Consider the following 16,680-nt stretch of genomic DNA (forward strand, 5'->3'; position numbering starts at 1 on the left):
ACTCTCCGATAAAAGTTTGAATAGCTCTTAAAATAAATCTAGAATTAACGTTGACGTTATTGTCTTGTTTTGTTCAGTTTTCAAGGTTCAATGTGTAAGCGCTTCGTTTGAAGCGACTTTTTTATCTTATCAAGTCGCGTCGTAATTGTCAACAACTTTTTAAGTTTATTTAAGTCGCCACTGACCGCTCGTTGCCGTCGTTCAGCAGCGACATTTACTAATATAACAAGGTTTCAGAATGAAGTCAACGAAAAATTAATATTTCACTATAATTATTTCACGGCACGGTAATATCGGTGATAGATGCCCTGTCCTTTCGTCTCTACATCGACGATTTCAACAAATCCTTTATCCGTCAAATATTCAATGAGCATGCTCAAATCCACAGAGTAGTGTCTTGCCTCTGAATGGTTAAGCAGATCCTGGAACGTCCAGTGTTCTTTTTGACCAAGGATGTCTAATAAATGCTCGGTTGAAACCTTGGTTCTTGAGTGGATGAGAAACTCGCTTGCCAGGAACAACAGTTCAAGTCGCTTATCGATCTCTTCATCACTTGTCACGAGCTCTTCATACAGCTTGTATATTTCAGGCTCTATTTGCTTAACCTGGTTCCATACAGTGACCTCCGGATGGAAACCATTTTCAATAACAGCAAGCCTTGCTAAATGATGCAATGAATGCACGATGTGATTATAGGCATCTAAGTAATGTTTGCTTTCGAAAAATTCTCTGCCATCCATATAGCGACGGATCAATTTGGCAAATTCCATCCCCATCTTGATCTTTCTTCCATAGAAAGGGAAATCCCTTAACTCTGTTTTGAGATTATGAATATATTCGTTCCGATCAAACAGAACTTTCCCATTGAACAGCCAATCAATCACTTTACGATTGGATCCAAGCAAAATCCATTCGTTCAGTTTGGCTTCTGTCACAATATGCAATGCCGCCTTTTGTTCTTTATAAGAATAGTGTTTGATGAAAACCGGCTCTTCGGCTTCCTTCACAACCAGGAACAGAACTATATCGAATGTATCGGTCAACGGACTGGATTTCTTGCTTTGTTCTATTAAAAGCGCTCCTAAAGTATTGGGGTGACTGGTACGCTCTTGGTATATCGGTCGTAAAATGTCTTCCATTTCATACTCCTCCACATCACTCATTGGTTGGTTGGTTACTATTTCGACATCCAAAGAGGATTTCCTTCTCTGAATATAGTCATTTTTCGACAAAACGGTTTCGTATCCCTCTTCTTATAACAAATATGGTATAGTATTTTTTTAGGGGGGACAAACAAATGGCTAAGAAATATTCAAGTAAAATCAATAAAATCCGTACGTTTGCCTTAAGTTTGGTTTTCATCGGTTTTATCATTATGTACGTCGGTATATATTTTAGAGAACATCCATGGGTCATGACAACATTCATGCTGCTGGGTTTTCTGGGAATCATCGGAAGTACGGTTGTCTACTTCTGGATCGGGATGCTGTCCACAAAGGCTGTGCAGGTGACATGCCCCAATTGCGGAAAGGTCACCAAGGTCCTCGGGCGCGTAGATATGTGTATGTATTGCAACGAGCCGCTCACTCTTGACCCGAACCTTGAAGGTGAAGAATTTGATGAAGACTATAATAAAAAGAAAAGATAAAGCTTCATGAGAAAAGACCTTCGACTGAAGGTCTTTTTTTGATAAAAAAAAGAATGGTCCTGAAAACCAGAACCATTCATACTTAATGCGTTTCTTTAACCGAACATTCCGTGCACGTTCCGTATATTTCCATACGGTGATTGTTCACTTTAAATCCTGTGACATGAGAAGCCAATTGTTCCACTTCATCCAGCCCAGGGTAATGGAAGTCGACAATTTTGCCGCAACCATCGCAGATGACATGATAATGATCGGTCGTCACAAAGTCAAAACGACTGGAGGCATCACCGTAGGTCAACTCTTTCACTAGCCCTACTTCCCTGAATACGCGTAAATTATTGTATACGGTCGCCACACTCATATTTGGGAACTTTCCTTCTAGTGCTTTATATATGTCATCGGCAGTTGGATGAGCCATTGAATCAATGAGATACTCTAATATCGCATGACGCTGAGGAGTGATGCGGACTCCCGTTTCCTTTAATGTCGAAATCGCTTCTTTTAATTGTCCTTCTTCAGACATCGTCATGCACCTCTTTTCATAAGAATTATTATTTTATAATCTTTATAAATAGTGTACTAATCAACCTTCCCTTTTGTCAATCTTTCACCCTATTACTCGTGGAGGTTTTTCTCCTGTTCCCCCAGCTGCTGGTTGATATAACGGCCAGCTACAAATAGATAATCAGAAAGTCGATTCAGATAAGAGAGCACCAAAGGATTAATGTCTTCATCAATCCCTACCGCTTCTCTTTCAGCTCTCCTGACAATCGTCCTTGCAGTGTGAAGGGCGGCACCGGCCGGCTGACCACCTGGAAGAATGAAATTGCTGAGTGGAGTTAGAGACCCGTCCAGAAAATCGATTTGTTCTTCTAATTCCTTGATATGTGTCTCATCCAGCTTCCATTTCACTTCTTTTCCTGCAGGTGTAGCGAGTTCTGCCCCGACATGAAAGAGAACCGTCTGCACTTTATGAAAGAACCTTTCAAATTGTTCTTTTCCATCAAAGTATTCAGTTTTGATATAACTTAGACCAAGACCAATCATGGAATTTGCCTCATCACATGTACCGTATGCTTCTACTCGCTGATCTTTTTTTGATACGCGTGTTCCATACACCAATGACGTCGTACCCTTATCTCCCGATTTAGTATAGATCTTCATCTTAATATCCCCTCTCTGCATCAATAACGTTAATATAGTTTTCCCTGTTATTACTATATGTAGATAAATTCTTTTTAAAGATTTCAAGTGCTCTGGGCATGTATTTTTTTGTAATGCTTGAAAGATGAGGCGTCACCGTAATTCCTTCCTTCGTCCAGAAGGGATGACCTTCTGGCAGTGGTTCTTGATCAAATACGTCGAGATACATATGTCCGATTGCCTTCTTTTCCGCCACTTCCAGAAGTACTGATTCTTCCACGAGGTCGCCCCTGCCGATATTGATGAATACGGCGGTGTCTTTCATTTCCTCAAAATGATCCACTTTCAGGATTGCCTTCGTACGAGCCGTGCTGGGCAAAACGGATATGATGTAATCGGCTTTTGGCAACTGCTCCCTGAATGTATCCAATGTAAACATCTTGTCGAAATGATCTGCATCTGAACCAGTTGAATTCACTCCGCTGACATTCATCCGAAATGCTTTTGCCAGACGGGCAATCTCCCCGCCGATGGCTCCCGCTCCAAGAATGAGAAGGGATGCTTCATAAAGTTCAGAGGTAGGTAGCCTTCTGCTCCAGACGGCCTGCTTTTCCTGCTCCCATACCGACTGTAGCTGTTTGGCGTGCTGAAGCATCAATCCGATCGAGAACTCAGCCATGGGGATTTTATGGATTCCCCTTGCATTTGTTACCAGGATACCTCTTCTTTTAATGGCATCTAAAGGCATCTTTTCCAAGCCCGCCGAAGTGACCATGATCCATTTGCACTTTTCACTTCTTTCGATATGATCGTCCGTCAAATCTTCCCCCATTGTGACGATCACTTCTGCATTCGCCAGTTCATGTTCTGCTTCCTTTACCTTTTTATAAAAATGAAACTCAGCCTCAGGGAAGCTATTCTTCAAATCTGAGACGAATTCTTCTTTAGGTTGAAATGTAAAGATGATCTTCATGTGGTTGCCCCCCATCCCATTTGACCATTATTTTACCATATAGAGGTTGAATCGCCCTAGCGCCAGCATTCCTAAGGGCAAAAAAAAAGAGGATCGACCTGGTCGATCCTGCTACACGGATGAGACTGACTTATTTGAGGAGGTTGCCCTACTCTTACTATATGTCCTTATCGCTATTGTGAATGGACAAAAGCCTCAAACCCATTAAAATAGGCTTACGAAAGGTTGTCTTGAATGTACTGGAGAGCTTCCTCTACATGCCCTTTCACTTTCACTTTTCTCCATTCCTTGGACAGGTTTCCTTCTTTATCGATGATGAACGTGGAACGCTCTATCCCCATGTATTCTTTACCGAAGTTTTTCTTCAGTTTCCAGACGCCATATTCCTCTGCCACCTTATGATCTTCATCTACTAGAAGCAGGAAAGGCAATCCATGCTTGTCTACAAATTTTTCATGTTTATCAACAGGATCTGGACTCACTCCAAGGATAACCGCATCAAGGTCTTCGAAGTTCTCATGCTGATCCCTGAAATCACATGCTTCTGTTGTGCAGCCAGGCGTCATGTCCTTTGGATAAAAATATAAGACAACGTTTTTCCCATGATAATCGGAAAGCTTCACCTTTTCTCCATTGCTTGCGAGTAATTCAAATTCGGGTGCTTTTTGACCTACTGTCATATGTTTTCCCTCCTATTGGATATTGTTCTGACTTTAGCGTACCCAATAGAAAGGAAAAACTCAAACTATACGCTACTTGTTTTCATAGTTGAGGAAGGATTTCACGACAAAGGCTGCCGGGATGGTATAACCAAGCCAGGATTCAATGAGGGCGATCCCTCTCCCGATGCCGACCGGTGTAACATCTCCGTATCCTACCGAGAAGAGGGTGATGCCACTGAAATACATCGTGGTAAAAAAATGATCGAGGAAGTCTCCCCTAATAGGAATTCCGCCCTCAACAAGGATCGGAATCCCCTCAAGCTCCAGAAGTGTAAATAATAGTCCGAATCCAATCATGATCGTAATATAACTCATCCCTAAAAAGAGGAAATGATGCAGGGAAACATGATGTTCTTTCCATCTTGAAGGATAAAATAATGCCCGTAAACTCATAGCCATGCAGAACAATATAAAAAATCCAATGATATAAAGCATGTACATACCCTCTTTTTCTGCTTGTCTCTTAGTATATGTACGCTTATCATCCTGGAAAAATTCTAGTTACCTGCTCCTCTGTATCTTTTCACACCTTCATTCCAAAGAACGATGGAAAAGATAAAAAATCCGATTCCCACAAATGGAGTGAGAAAGGAATATGGGTACCATTCCGTCTTTTCGAGGAAAAAGGCAGATGGATACACCCCGACGAACGCAAAAGGTAAGATCCAGGTCAGTACAAATCGGATCAGGCTGTTATAAATATCAACCGGATATCTTCCATAGTTTCCTATATTGTACATCATCGGCATGATGGACGTCTTCGCATCAGACCAGAAGGCAATACTTGCAAGTGCAATGAAGATTCCCGCATAAACCAGGGCACCACCGAAGACAAACACGACGAAGAGAATCGGTTCATACCATTCAAACGTAATATCAAGCCTGCCCCCTGCGTAGAACATGACAGCCATACCAGTGATCACTCCGAAAAGGGACTCTAACTCCATCCGCTCTAAGATCACTTGAAATAAGCTGTGGATCGGTCTTGTCAATATCCGGTCGAACTCTCCCTTCACCACATACCGGTCGTTAAAATCCCAAATATTGAAGAACGAACTGAACAGGGCGAACGGAACGAGGAAAAAACCATAGATGAATATGATTTCATCCCTTGTCCACCCGCTCAACAGCTGGGTATGACCGAAGACTACTAGGATAAATACAAGATTAACTGCTTGAAATAGTAAATCAGACAGTATTTCGACGATCAGGTCGGCTCGATATTGCAGTCGTATTTTCATATATTGGGCGACGTATTGAAAGAACATCTTTACATAGAACATCGGTCACCCTCCTTGAATGATCATTTGTTTTTTTGCCATAACCCAGAGCACTTTGATAGGTATAAGAAGGATCAGCGACCAAAGCCCCTGCACCATGATGGCATTGAATGATTCCGAGGCAGAAAAACCATTGGTAAAAATCATACTCGGTACATAGCTGATACTTTGAAACGGCAGATACCCCATCACATCCTGCGCCCAAAGAGGGAAGAAATGGATAGGCAGCAATAAGCCCGAGAACAAATCAATGACGACCCGTTTCGCACGAATGAGACCATCATTATTAAATAAGAAAAAGGTGGTGATCCCTGTCAGCAAATTGATTTGAGTATTAATGATGAAACTGAACATGATGGATAATGAAAAGAGGCCCAACGTATCAAATCCCGTTCCAATCTGAAGCGGAAAAACAAGGCTAACGATGATCATTCCCGGGAAGGAGAAAAACACCAATCGGAATATCCCTTCACCAAGTCCCTGCATCGTCTTCATCCCAAGATAGTTATACGGCCTGATGAATTCAACGGCCACTTTCCCCTCTTTAATTTCCTGGGCGATTTCGCGGTCGATATTATTAAAGTAAAAGGCCCTGGCCATCCATGATACCGCTACATATGTGGTCATTTGAATGATCGATAATCCTTCAATATCCTGTTTGCCTCCGTAAATCGCCTGCCACAAGAAATAGTACGCGCCAATATTGATACTGTAAATTAAGATTCCACTATAATAATTCGTACGATAGGCGAGCATCATCAAAAAACGGATGCGAATCATCTCGATATACTTAGCCACGATACATCCCCTCGCAATCAAGGAGACATTCAGATGCTATTGCACGTCTCATCTTGTCACAGCTCCTTTTTCATAGATGTTCCGAATGATCTCCTCTGTCGTCGTTTCTTCTATCTTCATATCTTTCACCTTGAAGTGTGAAACAACATTCGTGATAAGCTGTGAGATGACCTCTTCATCCGCTTCCGTCACAGCAGCATAAGATTGCTTCTTCTCGTCAAAAGACCAGGAGATATGATGGTCCCTTGTTAAATCGGATAAAGCTGACAGTGATACCTCGTCGAGGAACTGAAAAACAACTTCTTTCTGGTCTCCCCAGTTTTCTTTCAGTCGACTCAGTTCACCATCGTAAATGATCTTCCCTTCATCTAACATGACGACCCGTTCACATAGGGCTTCGATATCCGATAAATCATGGGTCGTAAGTAGAATGGTTGTATTGTACTTCTCATTGATTTCCTTTAAAAATTGACGGATCTTCAATTTCACAAGGACATCCAGCCCGATGGTGGGTTCATCCAGGAATAATAAAGGTGGGTTATGAACAAGTGCCGCGGCCAGTTCACACCTCATTCTCTGTCCAAGAGACAGCTTGCGGACCGGTTTGTCCAAAAGCGGTGCAATATCCAACGTTTCAATCACATGATCCATATGCTCCTTATATTGTTGATCCGGCACTTTGTACACCTTTTTCAAAAGCTGAAATGATTCCTGTACGGCAATATCCCACCAGAGTTGTGACCGTTGTCCGAACACAACGCCGATCGTTTGAACGAATTTTTCCCTGTCACGATGGGGGTTCATTCCATTGACAGTCAACTCTCCCCCTGTCGGAGTCAAGATGCCCGTCAACATTTTGATGGTGGTGGACTTTCCTGCCCCATTTTCACCTATATATCCAACCATTTCCCCCTGCATCACATTGAATGAAATATCATTCACCGCAGGAACGACTTTATAATTACGCGTAAACAAATCCCTGAAGGCACCCTTCAGCCCCGAACGACTGGAAAAAGCCTTGAATTCCTTACGCAAATGATTCACTTCAATTGCATTCATCTTGCGTCCTCCTAGATCCAATTAAAATAGGTCTCTCTTTTTACAAACATAGATTAGTGTACCATAGAGAACCGTGTCTCTTTGAACAGTCTGCTTGAAAATTAGGATACCCAATTGATTCCGTATTTGCTAAAGTGGAAAAGGCCGTACTACAATAGTAGAGTACGGCCTAGAAAAATACGCTTTAACAGGGAGGAAAACATGAAATTCACTGAGTCAGAAACTTTACATACAGAAGCATTGGAACATATCGTCGGAGGCGTGAACAGTCCATCCCGTTCTTATAAAGCTGTGGGAGGCGGTTCTCCCGTTGCCATGGAAAGAGGAAAAGGTGCATACTTCTGGGATGTGGACGGAAACAAATACATTGATTACCTTGCAGCTTATGGTCCGATTATTACAGGTCATGCTCATCCACATATCACAGAAGCGATTACGAAGGCAGCAGAAAATGGGGTCCTTTACGGTACACCAACACGTCATGAAGTGAAATTCGCCAAAATGATTAAAGAAGCCATGCCTTACATGGATAAAGTCCGCTTTGTCAACTCTGGTACCGAAGCTGTGATGACCACGATTAGAGTAGCTCGAGCGTATACAGGCAAAGACAAAGTCATCAAGTTTGCAGGCTGCTACCACGGCCATTCGGATTTAGTACTGGTTGCAGCTGGTTCAGGCCCTTCTACCCTGGGTACCCCGGACTCTGCAGGGGTTCCGAAAAGCATCGCTCAGGAAGTCATCACCGTCCCATTCAATGACATCGAGCCATTTAAAGCAGCGATGGAAAAATGGGGAGATCAAATCGCAGCGGTCCTTGTTGAACCGATCGTAGGAAACTTCGGAATCGTGGAACCGAAGGAAGGTTTCCTTGAGCAAGTGAATGACATAGCCCACGCTTCAAATTCCCTTGTTATTTACGATGAAGTCATTACGGCGTTCCGATTTATGTATGGAGGGGCACAGGACATGTTAAAGGTGAAACCGGACTTGACTGCCCTTGGAAAAATCATCGGCGGCGGACTTCCGATCGGTGCTTACGGCGGGAAGAAAGAAATCATGGAACAGGTCGCGCCGTTAGGACCTGCCTACCAGGCTGGAACGATGGCGGGTAATCCTGCCTCCATCCTTTCTGGAATCGCCTGTCTTGAAGTATTAAAAGAAGAAGGTGTATACGAGAAGTTAGACGAGCTTGGCGCAATGCTCGAAAAAGGGATATTAGCCGCGGCAGAAAAGCATAATACGCCGATTTCCATTAACAGATTAAAGGGAGCCCTCACTCTCTACTTCACTACGGAAAAAGTGGAAAACTACGAACAGGCGGAAGCAACGGACGGGGAAATGTTTGCAAAGTTCTTCAAGCTCATGCTTCATGAAGGAATCAATCTTGCTCCTTCTAAATATGAAGCATGGTTCCTGACAACTGCTCATACTGAAGAGGACATCAGAGTTACACTCCAAGCCGTGGACCGTGCATTTGCACAATTATAATATTAAAGATAAGAAAAAAAGACTGCTTCCAGAATGATCTGCTCTGGGGCAGTCTTTTTTGATCTTTAGGAATATTTCCTTCGATGCTTACATAACTATGAATTTTGTAGTAGAACGGTTGTTTATTCTGCCTCTAAAAAAGGTACATATTTTTGTAGGAAATTATTTAAATTTTCCTATTGATATTGCTTGTAAGTACATGTATAGTACAGTATTGTTTATTAAAAAGTAACACAAGAAAGGATTCTAATTCCATGAAATTTGGTGCTCGCATCCTCAAAACGGGAATTGCGATTGTATTAGCTTTACTTGTATCCGAGCTACTGGGTATACCTTCTCCGGTCTTTGCGGGGATTGCGGCAGTCTTTGCCGTCCAGCCCACTATCTACCGCTCTTATTTAACCATCATTGAACAAATCCAGGCGAACCTGATCGGTGCCGGAATTGCCGTACTTTTCGTCCTATTATTCGGAAGTAATCCACTGATCGTCGGACTTGCGACGGTCATAGCCATTGCCATCATATTAAAATTAAAGCTGCAAAACACGATCGGGCTGGCCTTAGTAACAATGATTGCGATCATGGAAGTGACGGATCAGACATTTATCCAATTTGCATTCATCCGTTTCTCAACCATCATGATCGGTGTTTTCTCTTCGTTCCTTGTGAACCTGGTCTTTCTGCCGCCAAAATATGAAACCAAGCTTTATCATAGAGTATCGGACTCAACAGAGGAAATCTTGAAATGGATCAGGTTGAGCATGAGACACGCAACAGAGTTCCACCTCTTAAAGAAAGATCTGGAACGAATTAAAGAAAAGCTGATTAAAGTCGACCAGCTGTATCTTCTTTATAAAGAAGAACGGGATTATTTTAAGAAAAACTCAATCGTCAAAAGTCGTAAGCTCGTGATTTTCAGACAAATGATTTCTTCAACCAACAGAAGCTTTGAGATATTGAAGCGGCTGAATCGATATGAAAACGAAATCTTTCAATTACCTGACGAGTTACGGGGCGTGATTAAAAATCAACTCGACTGTCTACTCACATATCATGAACAACTACTGTTGAAATTCCTTGGTAAGATGCACCCCCATGCAGAATCAGAAGCACAGCAGGATGTATGCCTTCACCGGAAAGAACTGATGAAAATCATGCTCGAGGAAGTCAAACATCATACAAAGGAAGACAATTTTCACAATTTCCATCTTCTTCATATTTTCTCTGCCATTTTTGAATATGACGAACATCTGGAACATTTGGAAAAACTGATCACCAGCTTCCAGTCGTATCATAAAGAGGATAATGAAGTCATGATCGGAGAAGAAGAAGAATAAAAAACGGAGCAAAGGATGATGTCCTTGCTCCGTTTTTATTAGTTTTTCATTTTTGGATCCAGGGCATCACGAAGACCGTCGCCCATCAGGTTAAATCCTAATACCGTCAGCATGATGGCAAGCCCCGGGAAAATCATTGTCCAAGGAGCCTGAAGCATATACTGTCTCGCATCAGACAGCATTTTCCCCCATTCAGGTTCAGGAGCCTGGGCTCCGAGGCCAAGGAAACCAAGAGCCGCTGCTTCAATGATGGCAGTCGCAATGGCCAATGTTCCCTGCACGATGATTGGAGCCATACTATTTGGCAGCACATGACTGAATAGAATCCGGAAATCGCTCATGCCGATGGCTTTTGCTGCCATTACGTACTCTTCTTGCTTCACACTCAATACCCTTGACCGGATGAGTCGACCGAAATTCGGGATATTGATGATGGCAATGGCTATCAATGCGTTTCTTAGTGATGGCCCAAGAGCAGCTACGACGGCAATCGCTAACAGGATGCTTGGGAATGCAAGCATGATATCAAAGATACGGGAAATGATGGTATCGACCCATCTGCCGTAATAACCCGCAACGATTCCAAGTAAACTACCAATCACAGAAGACCCGATGACTGCGAAGAACCCGACCCATAGAGAAATACGGGCTCCATGGATGATCCTTGATAATATATCCCGACCAAAGTCATCCGTCCCTAACCAATGCTCGGAAGACGGGGCTTGAAGCCGTTTTGAAAGATCCTGTTCATTGATTCCCTGCGGCGCGATAACCGGTGCTGCAATCGCAAGGATGACAAAGAAAAGAACAATGCAAAAGCCGACTAAGGCAATTTTATTTTTTGTGAAGCTTTTCCATGCTTCCTTCCAGGGAGAGACCGTCTCTTCCTCCATAGAAGGATGAAATTCCTTTTGCGGTTCTGCTAATTCTGCCATGAGAGATCACCTCTTTCTATTGATGTTAGTTGTATTTAATGCGGGGATCGACAGCCGCATAGAGTAAGTCGACGATTAGATTGATCGTGACAAAAATCATGGCAACGACCAGGATTCCAGATTGCACGACAGGATAATCCCGATAACCGATTGCCTCGTAAATATATCTTCCGATCCCTGGCCAGCCAAAGATGGTCTCGGTCAGGATCGCTCCCCCAAGGAGAAGGCCCATCTGCAACCCGATAACAGTCAGAACGGGTATGATGGCATTTTTCAACGAATGTTTATACACGACCCAGAACATTTTCAAGCCCTTTGCACGTGCAGTACGGATATAATCAGAACGCATTACTTCCAGCATACTTGAACGAGTCATACGGGCAATGATCGCCATCGGAATCGTTGCCAGTGCAATTCCCGGAAGGATGATATGCTTCAACACGTCACCAAGCTGGTCGAACCGCCCTTGCATGAGGGTATCAAGAATATAGAAGTTGGTAATGGAATCTACGGGGTTCCGTATATTCTCCCTGCCTGTTGTAGGCAGGATGTCCAGCTGAATGCCGAATGTCCATTGTTCCATTAACCCCAGCCAGAAAATAGGTACGGAAACACCGATAAGAGCAAGAATCATGGCCGTATAATCGAACCAGGAATTTTGGAACCATGCACTGATGATGCCGGCATTCACTCCGATGACGACTGCGATGATGATCGCCACGATTGCAAGCTCCGCTGTAGCCGCCAAATATGGCCAGATTTCAGATGAAACTTCCGTCTTTGTGCGAAGGGAACTACCTAAATCCCCTGTCAATAATCCTTTAAGATAATCAATGTACTGGATATACCAGGCATTATCGAGACCAAGCTGATCTCTTAACGCAGCCACGGCTTCTTTCGTAGCCTGCTGTCCCAAAATGACCTGAGCCGGATCTCCCGGAATCGCACGGATGATGAAAAAGACGATAAGAGTCATCCCGAGTAAAACAGGAATGAGTTGCAGTAATCGACGAATGGTGTATTGGAACATTAAGTTCACCTCTCTGTGTGGAGATTCTGATTAACTAGTATTAATGTAATGAAAATGCATTGTGGATATTATTACTTCATTACTTGTCGGGGCTGAACAGTCGGCTCTGCTTTTCTTTTTGTCTAGCTCCGCCTCCTAGCCCCTCGAGGTCATTTTCAATCAAGCAGTTGAGGGCAAAGAACGCCCTCATCTGCTTGCTCGGAAATGCTTGTCGGGGCTGAACAGTCGGCTCCGCTTTTCTTTTTGTCTAGCTCCGCCTCCTAGCCCCTCGAGGTCATTTTCAATCAAGCAGTTGAGGGCAAAGAACGCCCTCATCTGCTTGCTCGGAAATGCTTGTCGGGGCTGAACAGTCGGCTCCGCTTTTCTTCTTGTCCAGCTGCGGGGCTTAGAGGCTCGGGGTCATAAGTCCAGTCCACCAAAAAGGCAAAAGGCGCCTTTCCGGCGGACTTGCCTTATGCTTGTCGCCTCTGGGCAAAGCCCCTCCGCTTTCCTATGTACAAAGGGGAGAAATCGTAGATGTCTCCCCTTTGGTTTGTTGCTTATTACTCCATGTCCACTGCGCCTAACCAGTCTGAACCAGTTGGATGTGGCTTGAAGTTTTTAAGAGCTGCGCTTCCTGCAAGTAATGGTGTAGAGTGAGCAAGTGGTACCCAAGGAGCATCCTCATGGATGATTTCCTGTGCTTTCTTATACAGCTCTTCACGTTTTGCAGGATCTACTTCTGTTTGAGCATCGATCAGGATTTTGTGTACCTCATCGTTTTTGTAGTAAGAGTAGTTGTTGCTTCCGATATTGTCTTGGTCAAGAAGGACATATAGGAAGTTATCTGCGTCCCCATTATCACCAGTCCAACCAAGTAAGAATGCATCTGCTTCTCCGTTTTTCGCTTTTTCAAGGTAAGTAGCCCACTCGTAAGATACGATTTTGGCTTTTACCCCTACTTCAGCAAGATCTGCTTGAATAGCCTCTGCTACTTTTTGACCGTCCGGCATATACGGACGAGGTACAGGCATAGCCCATAATTCCATTTCAAATCCATCTTTATGACCCGCTTCAGCAAGTAGTTTTTTCGCTTTTTCAGGGTCGTACTCATAAGGCTCGATATCGTCATTGTATCCACCGATTACCGGAGGCATCGGGTTTTTCGCCATTTCAGCTTTTCCTTCGAAGAAAGCATCAATGATCTCCTGCTTGTTGATTGCATAGTTGATCGCCTGACGTACTTTAGGGTCATCGAATGGCTTGCGGGTAGATGTTAAACCTAAGTATCCAACGTTCATAGACGGACGTTCGAATAATTGAAGGTTGTCGTCACCCTCGACTTTACTTGCATCACTTGGATTCACACCATCGGCAAGATCGATTTCACCAGAAATCAGTGCATTCAGACGAGCTGAGTTTTCAGGAATCGATTTGAATACGACTTGATCTAACTTTGGTAGATCTTTGTTCCAATAGTCTTCATTTTTCTCAAGTACGATCTTGTCATTGCGCTTCCACTCAACAAATTTGAATGGACCAGTTCCTGCATCAGTCGGAGCTTCAGCAAGCTTGTCTCCCATTTCATCAATTGCTTTCGGACTTACGATTGCGAAAGGACTCATGGCAACATTCTTTAAGAATGGAGCTTGAGGACGCTTTAACACAAATTCAACCGTCATATCATCAGTAGCTTTCACTTCTTTGATCACATGACCTTCATCGGCTTTAAAACCGCCGAACATGGAACCGTAATATGGGAATTGATCTGCATTACCGTTCATCCAGCGTTCGAAGTTCTTCACAACGGCATCTGCGTTGAAGTCAGTGCCATCCTGGAATTTCACGCCTTCACGGAGCATGAATGTATACGTTAAACCATCATCGGATACTTTCCATTCTTCTGCTAATCCCGGGTTTACTTCTGTATCCTGCTCTCCGAATTTCACAAGCGTTTCGAAGATGTTCTTCGTTACTTTAAATGATTCACCGTCAGTGACTGTTCCTGGATCAAGTCCAACAGAGTCTCCTCCGCGACCAAAGATCAGTACTTTAGGATCTCCCTTGTCTCCACTGTCGCCGCTGTTCCCTGAAGATTTTTCATCTCCTCCGCATCCGTAAAGTACGGATGATACGAGCAGGATGAGCAGCATTAAAATTGACCAGCTCTTTTTTCTCAACTAAATCCCCTCCTGAATAATGTTTATATACTTATGAGACATGCCAACTTAGTAAAGATGACAAGCTACATAATGCCCTGGTTGGTGTTCCTTGAATTCCGGCACTTTCTGTTTGCAAATCTCCGTTGCGTGTGGACATCTGGTATGGAAAGTGCATCCACTCGGAGGATTTGACGGACTCGGGATATCCCCCTGCAAGAGGATGGTCTCCCTTTTGAAATCGGGATCGGGTACCGGAACCGCCGACAGGAGTGCCTGGGTGTATGGATGAAGCGGCTTTTCATAGAGATTCTCACTATTACTGAGCTCTACCATTTTCCCGAGATACATCACTCCCACCCGGTCACTAATATGTCTGACTACACCGAGATCATGCGCGATGAAGATATAGGTGAGTCCGAACTCTTTCTGTAAATCCTGCATCAGATTAAGCACTTGGGATTGTATGGATACATCGAGTGCAGATACCGGTTCATCGGCAATGATAAGCTTCGGCTTTGTCATAAGTGCCCTTGCAATACCAATTCGCTGCCTTTGGCCCCCACTGAACTGATGTGGGTAACGCTTGGCATGATAGCTGCTTAGCCCGACGATATTGAGGAGTTCATGAACCCTCTCTTTTCTTTCCTTGGCAGAGCCCATTCCATGAACCTTGAGAGGTTCTTCAAGAATCTTTTCCACCGTATGTCTCGGATTCAAGGATGCAAAGGGATCTTGAAAGACCATCTGCATTTCCCTGCGTACCTTCCTCATTTCCGAGTTTGATAGACTCGTAAGCTCCCGATCCTCGAATGTTACCTTTCCTTCGGATGGATCGATGAGTCTCATGAGCATCCTGCCAGTCGTCGACTTTCCACAGCCACTTTCTCCAACGATTCCTAGGGTCTCCCCTTTATTTACGGTAAAGGAAACCCCATCCACTGCTTTCACAGAACTGACAGGTCGTCCCAGGATTCCCCCTGTAATGGGGAAGTGTTTCTTAAGATTCTCAACCTTTAGCAACGGTTCCGTCATAAACTCCCTCCTCCACTTCATCGAACAGGAAGCATCGTGTGCAATGTCCTTGTGATGTTTCATATAACTCTGGTGTTTCCACTAAACAGCGATCGAATGCTGAATCACAGCGTGCTGCAAATCGGCACCCGGTCTTGATGGATCCGGGTTTAGGCACATTCCCCTGGATCGAATGCAGTCGCTGCTGCTTGATCCGCATATCGGGTACGGACTGGATCAGGCCCTTCGTGTATGGATGTTGGGGATTTTTGAAGATTTCTTCAACGGTCCCTTCTTCCACGACTTTCCCCGAATACATCACGACCACCCGTTCACATGTTTCTGCCACCACCCCTAAATCATGTGTGATCAAGAGGACAGCGGTGTTCAACTCTTTATTTAATCGCTTCATTAATTTTAAAATCTGGGCCTGGATCGTCACATCAAGTGCGGTTGTCGGCTCATCCGCGATCAGGACACGCGGATCGCAAACCATCGCCATGGCGATCATGACCCTTTGCCTCATTCCTCCGGATAATTGGTGGGGATATTCCTTTATCAATTCATCCGCCCTCGGCAGGCCGACCATTTTCATAATGTCTACTGCCTTTTCCCTTGCCTGTTTCTTTCCAACCTTCGTATGTATTCGTATTGCTTCAATTAATTGATCACCTATGGTAAAAACAGGATTTAACGATGTCATCGGTTCCTGGAAGATCATCGCGATATCATTTCCCCGGATATCTCTCATCCGCTTCTCAGATGCCTGTGTCAAATCTTCATCTTTATAAAGAATCTTTCCACCTACTATTTTCCCGGGTGGTTTTGGTACGAGACCCATAATGGATAGGGATGTCACACTTTTTCCACATCCACTTTCCCCGACGATCCCGAGCACCTCCCCCTCATTCACATGAAAACTGACTCCATCGACTGCCGGAACTTCTCCATCATCAGTAAAAAAGGAGGTCCTTAAATCTTCCACTTTTAGTAAAGGACGCTGTTCTGCCATTCAAATCCTCCTCTTCGAAACTATCTCTCTTTTCTCAATAGTGCTTATTTTCTAAATTTTATATGTTTCTTATTATACAAGATGTTACAAATGTTGCAATCTA

17 protein-coding genes are annotated in these 16,680 nt (G+C 43.8%); 3 read left to right on the forward strand and 14 right to left on the reverse strand.

Going from position 1 to position 16,680, the window contains the following annotated elements; all coding sequences use genetic code 11:
* Positions 1-272 precede the first annotated feature (272 nt).
* A complete protein-coding gene (locus KYJ26_RS01420) occupies positions 273-1,139 on the reverse strand; it encodes a nucleotidyltransferase-like protein (protein WP_219165626.1) in 867 nt (288 codons plus the stop codon).
* A 158-nt stretch (positions 1,140-1,297) separates the two neighbouring features.
* Between KYJ26_RS01420 and KYJ26_RS01425 the strand changes: the two genes are divergently transcribed.
* Entirely contained in the window at positions 1,298-1,648 is a 351-nt protein-coding gene (locus KYJ26_RS01425) for a YgzB family protein (RefSeq protein WP_219165585.1), read from the forward strand.
* An 82-nt stretch (positions 1,649-1,730) separates the two neighbouring features.
* Here the strand turns inward: KYJ26_RS01425 and perR are convergent, their stop codons facing one another.
* The 8 genes from perR to KYJ26_RS01465 form a co-directional block, all read right to left on the reverse strand.
* Positions 1,731-2,171 (reverse strand): peroxide-responsive transcriptional repressor PerR, encoded by a 441-nt coding sequence (perR, locus tag KYJ26_RS01430; RefSeq protein WP_307513390.1) that lies wholly within the window; start codon positions 2,169-2,171, stop codon positions 1,731-1,733.
* Positions 2,172-2,263: 92 nt separating this feature from the next.
* The gene (locus KYJ26_RS01435; protein ID WP_219165587.1) at positions 2,264-2,812 is read right to left on the reverse strand and encodes a cob(I)yrinic acid a,c-diamide adenosyltransferase; all 549 of its coding nucleotides are present in this window, start codon (positions 2,810-2,812) and stop codon (positions 2,264-2,266) included.
* Between the two features lies 1 nt (position 2,813).
* Positions 2,814-3,764: a D-2-hydroxyacid dehydrogenase gene (locus KYJ26_RS01440; RefSeq protein WP_219165588.1), complete on the reverse strand. Its 951-nt coding sequence runs from the start codon at positions 3,762-3,764 to the stop codon at positions 2,814-2,816.
* Positions 3,765-3,979: 215 nt separating this feature from the next.
* The gene (gene bcp / locus KYJ26_RS01445) at positions 3,980-4,444 is read right to left on the reverse strand and encodes a thioredoxin-dependent thiol peroxidase (protein ID WP_219165589.1); all 465 of its coding nucleotides are present in this window, start codon (positions 4,442-4,444) and stop codon (positions 3,980-3,982) included.
* Between the two features lie 72 nt (positions 4,445-4,516).
* Entirely contained in the window at positions 4,517-4,921 is a 405-nt protein-coding gene (locus KYJ26_RS01450; RefSeq protein ID WP_206853181.1) for an ion channel, read from the reverse strand.
* 62 nt (positions 4,922-4,983) lie between these two features.
* A complete protein-coding gene (locus KYJ26_RS01455) occupies positions 4,984-5,769 on the reverse strand; it encodes an ABC transporter permease (protein WP_219165590.1) in 786 nt (261 codons plus the stop codon).
* 3 nt (positions 5,770-5,772) lie between these two features.
* The gene (locus KYJ26_RS01460) at positions 5,773-6,564 is read right to left on the reverse strand and encodes an ABC transporter permease (protein ID WP_219165591.1); all 792 of its coding nucleotides are present in this window, start codon (positions 6,562-6,564) and stop codon (positions 5,773-5,775) included.
* 48 nt (positions 6,565-6,612) lie between these two features.
* Complete coding sequence (locus KYJ26_RS01465; RefSeq protein ID WP_219165592.1) at positions 6,613-7,623, reverse strand: ABC transporter ATP-binding protein; 1,011 nt, start codon at positions 7,621-7,623, stop codon at positions 6,613-6,615.
* A 201-nt stretch (positions 7,624-7,824) separates the two neighbouring features.
* Here KYJ26_RS01465 and KYJ26_RS01470 point away from each other — a divergent pair, with 201 nt between their 5' ends.
* Positions 7,825-9,111 carry a glutamate-1-semialdehyde 2,1-aminomutase gene (locus KYJ26_RS01470; RefSeq protein ID WP_219165593.1) on the forward strand — a complete coding sequence of 429 codons (1,287 nt, stop codon included), beginning with the start codon at positions 7,825-7,827 and terminating at the stop codon, positions 9,109-9,111.
* Positions 9,112-9,365: 254 nt separating this feature from the next.
* Positions 9,366-10,448, forward strand: a complete 1,083-nt coding sequence (locus tag KYJ26_RS01475) for an FUSC family protein (protein ID WP_219165594.1) — start codon at positions 9,366-9,368, stop codon at positions 10,446-10,448.
* A gap of 38 nt (positions 10,449-10,486) precedes the next feature.
* Here the strand turns inward: KYJ26_RS01475 and nikC are convergent, their stop codons facing one another.
* The 5 genes from nikC to KYJ26_RS01500 form a co-directional block, all read right to left on the reverse strand.
* Entirely contained in the window at positions 10,487-11,383 is an 897-nt protein-coding gene (gene nikC / locus KYJ26_RS01480) for a nickel transporter permease (protein WP_219165595.1), read from the reverse strand.
* Between the two features lie 25 nt (positions 11,384-11,408).
* Positions 11,409-12,413 carry an ABC transporter permease gene (locus KYJ26_RS01485; RefSeq protein WP_219165596.1) on the reverse strand — a complete coding sequence of 335 codons (1,005 nt, stop codon included), beginning with the start codon at positions 12,411-12,413 and terminating at the stop codon, positions 11,409-11,411.
* Between the two features lie 542 nt (positions 12,414-12,955).
* Complete coding sequence (locus tag KYJ26_RS01490) at positions 12,956-14,545, reverse strand: ABC transporter substrate-binding protein (protein WP_219165627.1); 1,590 nt, start codon at positions 14,543-14,545, stop codon at positions 12,956-12,958.
* A 75-nt stretch (positions 14,546-14,620) separates the two neighbouring features.
* Positions 14,621-15,586 carry an ABC transporter ATP-binding protein gene (locus KYJ26_RS01495; RefSeq protein WP_219165597.1) on the reverse strand — a complete coding sequence of 322 codons (966 nt, stop codon included), beginning with the start codon at positions 15,584-15,586 and terminating at the stop codon, positions 14,621-14,623.
* Positions 15,561-16,577, reverse strand: coding sequence for an ABC transporter ATP-binding protein (locus tag KYJ26_RS01500; protein WP_219165598.1), 1,017 nt, complete (start codon positions 16,575-16,577; stop codon positions 15,561-15,563). Before KYJ26_RS01500 ends, KYJ26_RS01495 begins: the two co-directional genes overlap by 26 nt.
* Between the last annotated feature and the right edge of the window lie 103 nt (positions 16,578-16,680).

The organism is Rossellomorea orangium (assembly GCF_019334305.1).
In the GTDB taxonomy this organism is placed as follows: Bacteria; Bacillota; Bacilli; order Bacillales; family Bacillaceae_B; genus Rossellomorea.